This window comes from Acinetobacter sp. YZS-X1-1 (assembly GCF_000804305.1).
Taxonomy (GTDB): domain Bacteria; phylum Pseudomonadota; class Gammaproteobacteria; order Pseudomonadales; family Moraxellaceae; genus Acinetobacter; species Acinetobacter variabilis.
Genome location: NZ_JWHB01000031.1, coordinates 31,095 through 42,439, shown reverse-complemented (window position 1 = coordinate 42,439; position 11,345 = coordinate 31,095). Strand labels below are relative to the sequence as shown.

The following is an 11,345-nucleotide window of genomic DNA, read 5'->3' as shown; positions in this document are numbered from 1 at the left end:
CTGGTGTAGTTGCTAAAGTAACTGCATAATCGCTGATTGTGTAAAAAAAGCGTCCCTTTGGGACGCTTTTTTTATATCTGTAAATTTAACTTACTTATTTTCAAGCATATTTAAATTGTCTAACAATATATTTACAAGCTGTCCTTAAGTGATATTTCACTGACCTTATCTGCCCTTATGTGAAAAATTCAACGCAGTAATATAACTATAAGAATTTTAATAATTAGATTTCAGCTCTATATAGAACTGATGGGAGTAAGTGTATGAATGCTCAAGTGAAAATTACCAACCGTGCAGGCGCAAGTTTTCCGGTACGTCGTATGAGTTTTGATTTTGCTCAAGTGCCAGAGTACTGGATGAATGGTTCAGCAGGACTGACTCACTTTATGACTGCACTCTCTGCATTATTCCCGGCAGGCGAAAAATTCTTTATTGATTCTGTTCGCGCTGTACGTCAGCATCCAGCAATTAAAGACAATGAAGCATTGCAAAAAGAAATTTCTGCCTTTATTGGTCAGGAAGCCATGCATACCCAGGAACATGTTGGCTTTAATGCCTCAGCGCAACGCCATGGCCATGACGTCGATACGCTAGATCATTATACTGACCGAGTCATTCAAACTGCACGCAAAATCTTTGCGGCAGTCGGTAAGCCAGTTGGTATTACCCAGGAAATGGTCGACCTCACTGCGACGACTGCACTAGAACATTTTACTGCGACCATTGCATCTCAGTTACTAACCAATCATCATATTCAGGAACTGATGAAAGATGACACCATGAAAACTATGTGGCTCTGGCATGCAATTGAAGAGAATGAACATAAGGCCGTGGCCTATGATGTATTCGAAGGTGTTTTCGGTAAAGGTTTAAAATCTTATCTGCTGCGTACCACTTCCCTAGTCGCTGCAATGGTCACATTGTTCTTTGTACAAAGCTACTTCGTATTGCGTTTATTGAAAGAAGACCGTCAGTTAAGCCTTCAATCTTTAAAAGAAATTTATACTTATAGTTATAGTCCATCTAAAGGAATTATTACCGGTATGGGCAAAGAAATGTTGATGTACTTTAAACCTGGTTTTCATCCAAATGATCATGATACCCATAGCTTATTGCAAAGCTGGAAACAAAAACTGGGCCTTTAATTTGAAACTAGATTAAAAGGCTGAAGAGCAACCTAAGTTGCTCTTTTTTTTGCTCGATTTTTTAAATAAAGTTTTTATAATGCGGAGGTTAATTCTAGATAAGATGAACGAAGATGATTCGTTTGATGCAAGCTGCGGATGTACCAGCCGTTGCCAAGATTGAAACCAAAGTACAATCCCATCCCTGGACCTTTAAACAATTTGAAGATGCTGTTACTGCCTATCAAAGCACTGTGATTGAGCAGGCAGGGCAGGTCGTAGGGTTCTGCATTTTACAGCCAGTATTGGATGAAGCCAATTTATTACTGATGGCGATTGATCCTGCGCAACAGGGTAAGGGATTGGGTTATCAGCTATTAGATGAATCCATCCAGTTGCTGAAAAATAATCCGGTACAGATCTTTCTGGAAGTACGTGAAAGCAATACTGCTGCGATTAAATTGTATGAAAAAACCGGTTTTCATCAGATTGACCTGCGCAAGAACTATTATCCGAATACGAATGGCACTCGGGAACATGCCATTATCATGGTGAAGTCCTGTACTGACGATTTTGCCAGCCTGTTTAAATAATATTCCGGCTCTTATTTGACGACTAACTTACTTGATGATGGGATTATTCCATCCGCTAGGCAAAGTCGTCATCAAGGAGTTTCCCAGATGTTCAATCTCCACCGGGGTAAGGGTGCGGTTTAATCGGCGCCATTGCCCGTCGATCAATAATTCAAGTGGCAGGTATTGAGACTTGTAGTTCATTTTGGCTGAATGTGGAACCCAGTAGCCTAGATAGACAAACTGCAAACCAAGTTTTTGAGTGTGTTCAATCTGTTTCAGAATTGCAAAGGCACCAAGGGAACGGCGGTTCTCATCAGGGTCAAAGAAAGTATACACCGCTGAAACGCCATCATCGAGCAGGTCACAAGTCGATACACTGATCAGACGGTCATCTTTCCATAATTCCAGAAAGAAACTGTCGGTACAGCTTTGCAGTAAAAACTTTTCGAACTGGTCACGGCTAGGTGGATACATATCACCATCTGCATGGCGTTCATTAATATAACGCTCATAAAGTGCGTAATGTATATCTGTGGCCTGTTCAGGATGGGTAATTTTAACCGTCAAATCCTGATTACGTTTCCAGGCTTTTTTTTGCGAGCTGTTCATTTGGAATCCATGAACAGGAATACGTGAAGATAAACATTGACGGCACAGGTGGCATTCAGGCCGATAGACAAAATCACCACTACGACGGAAGCCGGTACGAGAAAGCTCGGACAGTGTCACTACATCAATACGATGCGCTGGATCAAGAAAAACCATGCGCGCGGACTTATTTGGCAGATAGCTACAGTCATGCGGTGGTGTAATATAATACTGTAAATCGTTCAGTAGGGACTGTGGTTGATAAGAGTTCATAACAAGTGCCCTCTATTTTCATTCACTTAATCGCGCAGACTGCGCTATTGTTTTACTTGAAAATACACCGTCTTGATACTTTTTCCAATTGATCGCAGGCTGTTTTATCACATCTTGTAACGATTTAAGATATGTATGGCGAGAAATTGTACAGGCACCTAGACTCATCAAGTGATCATTCACCAATTGACAGTCAATCCAGGGCAACTGATTTTCTCTGCCAATCAGCATTAATGTATAGAAAGCCATTTTAGAAACATCGGTCTGGGTACTGAACATGGATTCACCGAAACAGCCTTTGCCAATGGTAACCCCATAAAGTCCACCTACTACGCGATCTTCATCCCAAACCTCAATACTATAACCATAACCCGCATCGAACAGATCGCAATAACCTTGAATGATCTCTTTACTAATCCAGGTTTCATCTGCATAAGCGCGAGGCAATGAGCAGGAACGGATCACTCTTTCAAAAGCATGATTCACCGTAATTTTATAATCCTGCTTTTTCATACTTCGATGTAGCGATTTGCTTGGATGATAATCCTCTGGCCGGATAATGCAGCGTGGTTCCGGACTCCACCAACAGATCGGATCACCTTCAGAAAACCAGGGAAACAGACCATGGGTATAGGCCTCATACAAAGTAGAAGGGGAGAGGTCTGCACCGATACAAATCAGACCTTCGCCTTCAAGATCCGCTTCTTCAGGATTGGGGAAAATGTACTGTGAAGGAGGAAGAAGATGCATGCAGAATCCTGATCTTGTAATAGACTGTTTTTATCATACATAAAAAAACCGCCCATGATGGACGGTCTTTTTATTTTCGCTGCTTAGTCTAATTTGCCCATGGCATCAAGATATTTTTCTGCATCCAGTGCCGCCATACAGCCTGAACCTGCAGAAGTAATCGCCTGACGATAGATACTGTCTGCAATATCGCCTGCAGCAAATACACCCGGGATAGAGGTTTGAGTGGCATTCCCTGCGGTACCGCTTTGCACCTGAATATAGCCATCACGCAGTTCTAGCTGGCCTTCGAACATGGTGCTATTAGGTTTATGACCAATAGCAACAAATAGACCCGAAACTTCAACATCCTGAGTTGAATCATCTTGAGTAGATTTTAAACGCACCGCAGTGACGCCAGTGGTATCACCCAACACTTCTTCTACCTGATGATTCCAGATAATACTGATTTTGCCTTCTTTTTCTTTTTCAAAAAGATGGTCTTGCAGGATTTTTTCAGAACGTAGCGTGTCACGACGATGGACCAGAGTCACATGAGAAGCGATGTTAGAGAGATATAACGCTTCTTCAACAGCGGTATTACCACCGCCTACAACCATCACTTTTTGTTCTTTATAGAAGAAACCGTCACAGGTTGCACACGCGCTCACGCCTTGACCCATAAATGCAGCTTCTGATTCCAGACCCAGGTATTGCGCAGTTGCGCCAGTACAAATGATCAGGGCATCACAAGTAAACTCTTCCATATCGCCTTTGAGAACGAATGGACGAACGTTAAGGTCAACTTCATTGATATGATCATAGACAATTTCAGTACCAAAACGTTCTGCATGAGCCTGCATACGTTCCATTAAAGCTGGACCAGTCAGACCTTCAGGATCGCCAGGCCAGTTATCTACTTCAGTCGTTGTTGTTAATTGACCACCCAGTTGCAGACCTGCAATCAGGGTAGGTTTTAAGTTTGCACGCGCTGCATAGACTGCTGCGCTATAGCCAGCAGGGCCAGAACCTAAAATAATCAGTCGTGAGTGACGTGCGCTCATTCGCTGTATCCTTTTTATTTAGAAATTTATTGAATTATACGTGAAACTGTATAACAGTGGTGTGAGATTAAAGTCGATATTATTGATCATCGAAATCGATTTAGGCTATATAGAAGAAGTACACAATAATGCATCTTTTTTGATGCAACAGGTGCATAATATGCATTTTATTGCGACGCTTTTTTTGAAGCATACCAGCAAAAGAATATTCATGAAGAATTGGTTACAGGACAGTATATGACAGCGGTGTCGAGTGCCTATGCACAGCGCTTAGTAATGACATTATTTTTAGTCTCATTTGGGATTTATCTGTTTCTTGCAACAGTGACCTATACACCATTTGATCCGGGGTGGATGCATATCTCTAGTGATACGCAGACAGTTTCAAATGCGAGTGGGGTTGCGGGGGCCTGGATTTCAGACCTGTTATTTGGCTTTCTCGGCTGGGCAAGCCTGCTGATCCCTGTTTATCTGTTTATGGAAGCAATCCAGGTCTGGTGGCCGCGCAGCTTCCTGAACCGTCCATTCCGTTATGCTGCCCAATTCTTCCTGTTATTGACCACATCAGCATTGCTATTTCTATTCTGGCAAGTTCCAGCTGATACGCTGGACAATTCTTCAGGCGGCATTATTGGCTATGAGCTGGGCCAAAGTCTTGAACAATTACTAACTGTCTATGGCGCAGCTTTTTTCTTGCTTGTGCTTTGGGTGGTTCTGTTTACCTTGGCATTTGGTGTGAAATGGAACAAGACCTGGAGCAGTCTCAAGGCAACGCCTGCTTATCTGCAAGACCTGTTCTACCGTAATGTGCCAGAAGGTATGTCGGATTTTGACCGTACTGCACCTGTTATTAAAAAAGAAGCAGTAAAAACAGCTGCCAAAAAAGTGGCAGTACCAGTCACTGCCGCACCTGAACATAATCTGGTAGAAGTCGATCCTGTAGTTCGCGATCATGTCGCTGAGCGCCTGTTTGAGGATTTTGCAGATAAAGAATCGCACCAGCCTCACCACTATGAAGAAGATATCTCTGAACCTGTACAGGCATCAGTTACAGAACCTGTTCAGGAAGCACCGCGAACAGCAGAGCCGGATCGTGTGGTGGCAACAGGAGAGGTGTGGCGTGCGTTACATTCCAATGAAGACCAGCGTCACAAGCAGGATATCGATGCTTTACTTAAAGCTGCAGAAGAAGAGCAGGCCGAATTTTCTCCTGACGCATTTGCAGCTACACCAACAAATCACAGTGCTCATGAAGTGACATCATCCGCTACAGCTAAGAATAATCTGGACTGGGATGATGATGAAATTTTTGATGAGTTATTGGCAGCAGTTCCGCAAGGTAAAACCGCAACGGATGTGCATAGCCCGTTCAATTCAGCAGCAGCTGAAAAATCCCTCAGAATTGTAGAAGATGCTGGAACGGTCAGTTCCACTGCTGCTCCGCTCATGGCTGCACATGCGATTAAAAATACCAGCCTGGAAGCGGACTTTGATGATCTGGATGACTTGCTGGTTGAAGCTGATGTGCCAAAACCCGCACCTGTACGTGCATCAAGCTATGCCCAGTCTTCTGCTTTTGTTCAGGCACCGATTCAGCGTGTAGAGACAATAGCTCAAACCGCAGCGACTAATGCAGCAGTTCGGGAAGCATTGTCCAAAGAAGAATTTATTGAAGCTTGGCATGAAACTGCCGGTAAGCCTCAGGATGAAGACGAGTTTGACTTCGATGCGCCACTGACGGATGCCGCTGGTCGTCCAATGTCACGTGCTATGCAGGTCGCTGAGCGCCGTAAAGACCTGTCACCATTGCCGGGTCTGGAATTGCTGGATAAAGTTGATCCGAACAAAAAAGTGAATTTCACTGAAGAGCAATTATCCCGTTTATCAGAACTTCTGGAAATCAAACTTCAGGAATTTAACGTTAAAGCCAAAGTAGTCGAAGCTCAACCAGGTCCAGTCGTGACACGTTTTGAACTGGACCTTGCACCTGGTGTGAAAGCTTCCAAAGTCACTAATATTTCACGTGACTTGGCCCGTTCGATGTCAATGGCTTCAGTACGTGTAGTCGAAGTTATTCCAGGTAAGCCTTATATCGGTATTGAAGTTCCGAACAGCAGCCGTGAAATGGTGCGTTTGATTGAACTGGTACAGATTCCAAAATTCAATGATCCTGATGGCATTTTGTCGATGGCCATGGGTAAGGATATTTCAGGCAATCCGGTAATTACTGAACTGGGTAAAGCACCGCATATGCTGGTAGCAGGGACTACAGGTTCTGGTAAATCGGTGGCGGTTAACTCGATGATTCTATCGATGCTATTAAAATACACACCTGATCAGTTACGCTTAATTCTGATCGATCCAAAACAGCTTGAATTGGCCAACTATAACGATATTCCACATCTATTAACGCCAGTCGTGACTGATATGAAAGATGCGGTCAGTGCCTTGAACTGGTGTGTGAATGAAATGGAACGCCGTTATAAGCTGATGTCCTTCCTGAAAATTCGTAAGCTCAGTGATTATAACCGTAAGGTGGAAGAGGCGCTTGCCAATGGTGAGGAGCTATTTGATCCAACCTGGAAAGCCAGTGAGTCTGTGGCAGGGGAGCGTGCGCCACGTCTGACACCACTACCTTCAATTGTGATCGTAGCGGACGAGTTCGCAGATATGATCATGCAGGTCGGTAAGAAAGCTGAAGAAATGATTACCCGTCTGGCACAGAAATCCCGTGCTGCTGGTATTCACCTGTTATTGGCCACTCAGCGTCCATCGGTAGATGTCATCACCGGTCTGATTAAGGCGAATATTCCAACACGTGTCGCACTTCGTGTGAACTCGAAAATTGACTCACGTACCATTCTAGATGCAGGTGGTGCAGAAGACCTGCTAGGTCATGGTGATATGCTGTTCCTTGGCCCGGGTAAAATTGAGCCTGAGCGCGTACACGGTGCCTTTATTGCCGATGATGAGGTGAACCGGATCTGCGATGCATGGCGTGAACGTGGTGCACCAAACTATGTGGATGAGATCCTGACTCCATTTGATGAAGAACCGTCTAGTCGCGGCTTTGAAGATGGTGGAGATGGTGGATCAGATCGAGATGCGCTGTATGATCAGTGTGTGGCTTTTGTTTTGGAAACCCGTAAAGCATCAACTTCATCTTTGCAGCGTAAGTTCAGTCTAGGTTATAACCGTGCTGCACGGATCATTGACCAGATGGAAGAAAATGGCATTGTCAGCTCAATGGGTGCCAATGGTAAGCGTGAGATTCTGGTTTAAATCCAGAATCTCGAGTGATAAAAAAAGCCTGCTTAAAGCAGGCTTTTTTATGCATTTCAATTTATGCAAATTTTTCTAATACTGCCAGGAACTCGGCACTTTGACGTGGATAAGTGGCAATCACGTCATGAATGCGCTGTCCTTCTGGATTGGTGGCGTTAAGATCGCGACCGTCTGCAACAAATTTGGTTAACAGGCGCTCATAGTCAAAAGGACGCATATGCTTGAATGCATGATAAAGCACATGAAAATCTGCATTGACGCCTGCAGGAGGAAGCTGATTCAGGTAGGCATATACACGCTCATCTGACCATTCTTCGTTAAAGGTCGCTGGTTGAGATAATGCCATCGCAATCTCCTTGATGTAATTCTTCGGCATGAAAAAAGGCAAAATATGAGTTCGCAAGAGGCAAAGTCTTATCATGCACTTTGTCCATTCGAAGTATCACTTCACGTTTTGAGACTAGATAAAATAATAATTACTATCAAATCTACGCGAAGCCAAGCTTCTTGTCTTGCGCCTCAACAAAGCAACGCTTTGTTGAGGCTCATATTTTGCCTTGAATCAATTTACTTGACTAATCAAAATTCAGATTATCGCTCTTCAGGTAAATTGATATTCATTTCAAGCATTTCAATATTTGCTTCAGAACGTACCTGCATCTGAATGTGCTGTTCATCAACTCCGCGGACGTAGCGATTGACCACTTGCATGATTTCTGTCTTCATCTGGTCAATTTTATCCTGACTCAAACGGCGCCCCAAACCCTGTTCAGAAGCAACAATGACTTTCAAACGGTCTTTTGCGGTTTGTGCGCTTGATGGTTTATCCTCGCTACTAAAAAGTTTACTCCAGAATCCAGCCATGTTTACGCTCCAAATAATCGTGCTAACCAGCCCTTAGGTTTTACCTCAATATGACGGTAAGGACGCTCTTCACCAAGGAAACGTGCCACCAGGTCATCATAAGCCTGACCCGCTGAAGCCTCAGTGAAAAGAATCACTGGCTTACCTTCGTTTGATGCTTGTAAAACGCTTGGACACTCAGGAATAACACCTAGGGTCGGTACACGTAAAATATCCTTAGAAATATCGTCAATCGTCAGCATTTCCTGTTTATCGGCACGTTCCGGATTGAAACGGGTAATACACAGATGCTTACGGATGCGACCTTCGTTTTGTTCTACTTTTTTTGTTTTGCTATCGAGCATACCAATGATACGGTCAGAGTCACGGACTGAAGAAATTTCAGGGTTGGTCACAATGATCGCTTCATCCGCATGGTACATGGCCAGAATGGCACCACGCTCGATACCGGCAGGTGAATCACAAATAATATAGTCAAATTCCTGCGAAAGCTCATCCATTACACGTGCTACACCCTCATCGGTTAAGGCATCTTTATCACGTGTTTGGGAAGCAGGTAAAATATATAAATTCTCAATATCTTTATCGCGAATCAGTGCTTGTTGTAATCGTGCTTCGTTATTTAAAACATTCACAAAATCATAAACTACACGGCGTTCACAGCCCATAATCAAATCAAGGTTACGTAAACCTACATCAAAATCAATAACAACAGTTTTGTGACCACGTAGGGCTAAACCTGTTGCAAAAGATGCACTTGTTGTAGTTTTACCTACACCACCTTTGCCTGATGTTACGACAACAATTTTCGCCACCGAATCCACTCCTGTTATGGTTCAAATCCCCTGTTTAAAATGGGGTTTTTGGTGTTTATTTATACATTAAAATTGTAGAGCTTCAAATACAAGCTCATGTTGATCATTCAAGTAAATATGCACTGATTTTTTGACCACATGCGGAGGAATGTCATCCGCTACGCAATAGGTGCCTGCGATCGAAACCAGTTCTGCTTCGAGGCTATGACAGAAAATACGTGCCGCCGTATTGCCACCGACACCTGCAATGACACGACCACGCACGCTGCCATAGACATGGATATTGCCTGAAGCAATCACTTCTGACCCACTGTTGATACCGGCATTGATAATAATGTCGCCATTATACTGCACGATACATTGGCCAGTACGCAGAATTTCATCATGATATGAAGTGATATGCGCAACGATCGGGGCAGAAGGCGCTTGATCATCATTCACCGCTGTAGGTTCTGGTTTAACTTCCACGACCTGTTCTTTGGTGGCTTTAATTTCCTCTAACTGGCGATCAGGTGGCAGTACCGGGAACTGAATGGCGCGCGCCTGATCTCCAAGTAAGCCTTCAGTAACAGCCATAGGCTGTACATCCAGACTGATTAACAGTTGAATCAGCGCAATGAGTTCCTGTTCAACTGAACTTTCAATCACCGCCAATGTGCCTGGCGGAAATGCTGCTTGTAATTTTGGGCTAAGTTGCTGGCGGATTGCATCATGATCATTGGTATCTAGGCTAATGCGTATCGCATTGACCATTCTGCCTTTTATCCGTATGTCAGCCATAACTCTTCCTTAAATACTTCTGACGTGCTGGTTTTGTGTCGAAGCAATGTTGTAAATAGTGCAAATCCTAGAACAAATTTCGTTAATTCTCTAGCGATCCAAGTTATTTTTTTATACGAATAGAATCGGCTTATCTTAGCCGATTCCACAAATGAAAACTCATCTATCTATTGAGCCCTGATTTTGCTCATGTTCTTCTAAAATCTGTTGCCACTGTTTGACTTTCACCTGTTTTCGGATTGCTTCAAGTGTTTCAAAAACAGCCGATTCGACCAATTTATCAATATGCGGGTTATGTTCAATCTGAATCTGGCTGATTTTATCTGAAATTAGGGTAAAAGTCGGATTTTCTTTTTGACCTGTGTGGGTAAATGGTTCAATCAGTCCTTGCGTAATATTTTCTCCCAGGCGTTGACCAATACTTTGAATTTGCTGTTCAATCCGGCTGCCCACAATTGGAATCAAACGTAATAATTGGGTTAGTTCTGGAGTATCTTCAATCGCCTGATTGACTACTTGCCCTACATTTTTAGCGATCATGGAACGTTGTGATTGTAATTCCTTGCCCAAAGATTCTTGCAAGATATCTGCCAAAGCAATGGCCAGTAATTTACGGTGATGTTCCACCAAATCATCAATTAACTGTTTATGTGATGTGCTCGTGGTCAGTTCACGCTTGATACCATCCAGTACGGTAAGTACCACCCGGCTGGAAAGCTCTTCCATCAGCATGTTGTAATAAAAGTTACCTTGGCGATACCAGCGGTTGGGAATTACTTTATAACCATGACTATGCAGGTTGTAGCCAATAGCAACCGCACGTAGCAGGCGCAGAAAACGTAGCTGAGGGATAATGGATAAAATTTCATACCAGTGTACAAAAGGGAAGAACCACCAGCGTCGATGATGACGCAGGATAATTGCGATGACCCAGCGTGCCAGTAATTCACAGACCAAGAAAGTGGTAAACCAACCCTCTGTAATGATGACCCAAGGGCGTAAATCACTTTTATAAAACTGCAAGATGTCCGGTAAACGAATGAAGTCAAACAACCACTGCCCAAAATCGCTCATTAAAATGGCGTTGGCACTGAGACAGAACAGATTGATGATGATTAAAACCATCATGAAAATGTCGTAAATCAGTGCAATTTTCCAGCCCCATGTTCCTTTACGAACAAATTTAAATGAGCTGGACGTAATGTCCGGGTTGTCGTTCTTCATAATTACTCGGTTACAGATCCGACT

The 11,345-nt window shown here is 43.4% G+C and carries 11 protein-coding genes; 3 read left to right on the top strand and 8 right to left on the bottom strand.

Going from position 1 to position 11,345, the window contains the following annotated elements:
* Positions 1–263 precede the first annotated feature (263 nt).
* Both RJ01_RS13700 and rimI read left to right on the top strand, forming a co-directional pair.
* Positions 264–1,145 (top strand): metal-dependent hydrolase, encoded by an 882-nt coding sequence (locus RJ01_RS13700; protein ID WP_034171499.1) that lies wholly within the window; start codon positions 264–266, stop codon positions 1,143–1,145.
* A gap of 113 nt (positions 1,146–1,258) precedes the next feature.
* Positions 1,259–1,717, top strand: coding sequence for a ribosomal protein S18-alanine N-acetyltransferase (gene rimI / locus RJ01_RS13695; RefSeq protein WP_034171498.1), 459 nt, complete (start codon positions 1,259–1,261; stop codon positions 1,715–1,717).
* A gap of 27 nt (positions 1,718–1,744) precedes the next feature.
* Here the strand turns inward: rimI and RJ01_RS13690 are convergent, their stop codons facing one another.
* From RJ01_RS13690 to trxB, 3 genes are all read right to left on the bottom strand, one after another.
* Complete coding sequence (locus tag RJ01_RS13690) at positions 1,745–2,560, bottom strand: arginyltransferase (protein ID WP_034171497.1); 816 nt, start codon at positions 2,558–2,560, stop codon at positions 1,745–1,747.
* Positions 2,561–2,578: 18 nt separating this feature from the next.
* Positions 2,579–3,310: a leucyl/phenylalanyl-tRNA--protein transferase gene (gene aat / locus RJ01_RS13685; RefSeq protein WP_034171496.1), complete on the bottom strand. Its 732-nt coding sequence runs from the start codon at positions 3,308–3,310 to the stop codon at positions 2,579–2,581.
* An 83-nt stretch (positions 3,311–3,393) separates the two neighbouring features.
* Positions 3,394–4,353 (bottom strand): thioredoxin-disulfide reductase, encoded by a 960-nt coding sequence (trxB, locus tag RJ01_RS13680; RefSeq protein WP_004783272.1) that lies wholly within the window; start codon positions 4,351–4,353, stop codon positions 3,394–3,396.
* Between the two features lie 237 nt (positions 4,354–4,590).
* Between trxB and RJ01_RS13670 the strand changes: the two genes are divergently transcribed.
* Positions 4,591–7,635 carry a DNA translocase FtsK gene (locus RJ01_RS13670; protein ID WP_034171494.1) on the top strand — a complete coding sequence of 1,015 codons (3,045 nt, stop codon included), beginning with the start codon at positions 4,591–4,593 and terminating at the stop codon, positions 7,633–7,635.
* A gap of 61 nt (positions 7,636–7,696) precedes the next feature.
* Here the strand turns inward: RJ01_RS13670 and RJ01_RS13665 are convergent, their stop codons facing one another.
* The 5 genes from RJ01_RS13665 to RJ01_RS13645 all read right to left on the bottom strand — a co-directional run bounded on the left by RJ01_RS13665 (position 7,697) and on the right by RJ01_RS13645 (position 11,321).
* Positions 7,697–7,984 carry a PA4642 family protein gene (locus tag RJ01_RS13665; protein ID WP_004783267.1) on the bottom strand — a complete coding sequence of 96 codons (288 nt, stop codon included), beginning with the start codon at positions 7,982–7,984 and terminating at the stop codon, positions 7,697–7,699.
* 245 nt (positions 7,985–8,229) lie between these two features.
* Entirely contained in the window at positions 8,230–8,502 is a 273-nt protein-coding gene (gene minE / locus RJ01_RS13660; RefSeq protein WP_004783265.1) for a cell division topological specificity factor MinE, read from the bottom strand.
* Between the two features lie 2 nt (positions 8,503–8,504).
* Entirely contained in the window at positions 8,505–9,317 is an 813-nt protein-coding gene (minD, locus tag RJ01_RS13655; protein WP_004646120.1) for a septum site-determining protein MinD, read from the bottom strand.
* Between the two features lie 66 nt (positions 9,318–9,383).
* Positions 9,384–10,097 carry a septum site-determining protein MinC gene (gene minC / locus RJ01_RS13650; protein ID WP_034171493.1) on the bottom strand — a complete coding sequence of 238 codons (714 nt, stop codon included), beginning with the start codon at positions 10,095–10,097 and terminating at the stop codon, positions 9,384–9,386.
* A 159-nt stretch (positions 10,098–10,256) separates the two neighbouring features.
* Entirely contained in the window at positions 10,257–11,321 is a 1,065-nt protein-coding gene (locus tag RJ01_RS13645) for a hypothetical protein (protein ID WP_034171492.1), read from the bottom strand.
* Between the last annotated feature and the right edge of the window lie 24 nt (positions 11,322–11,345).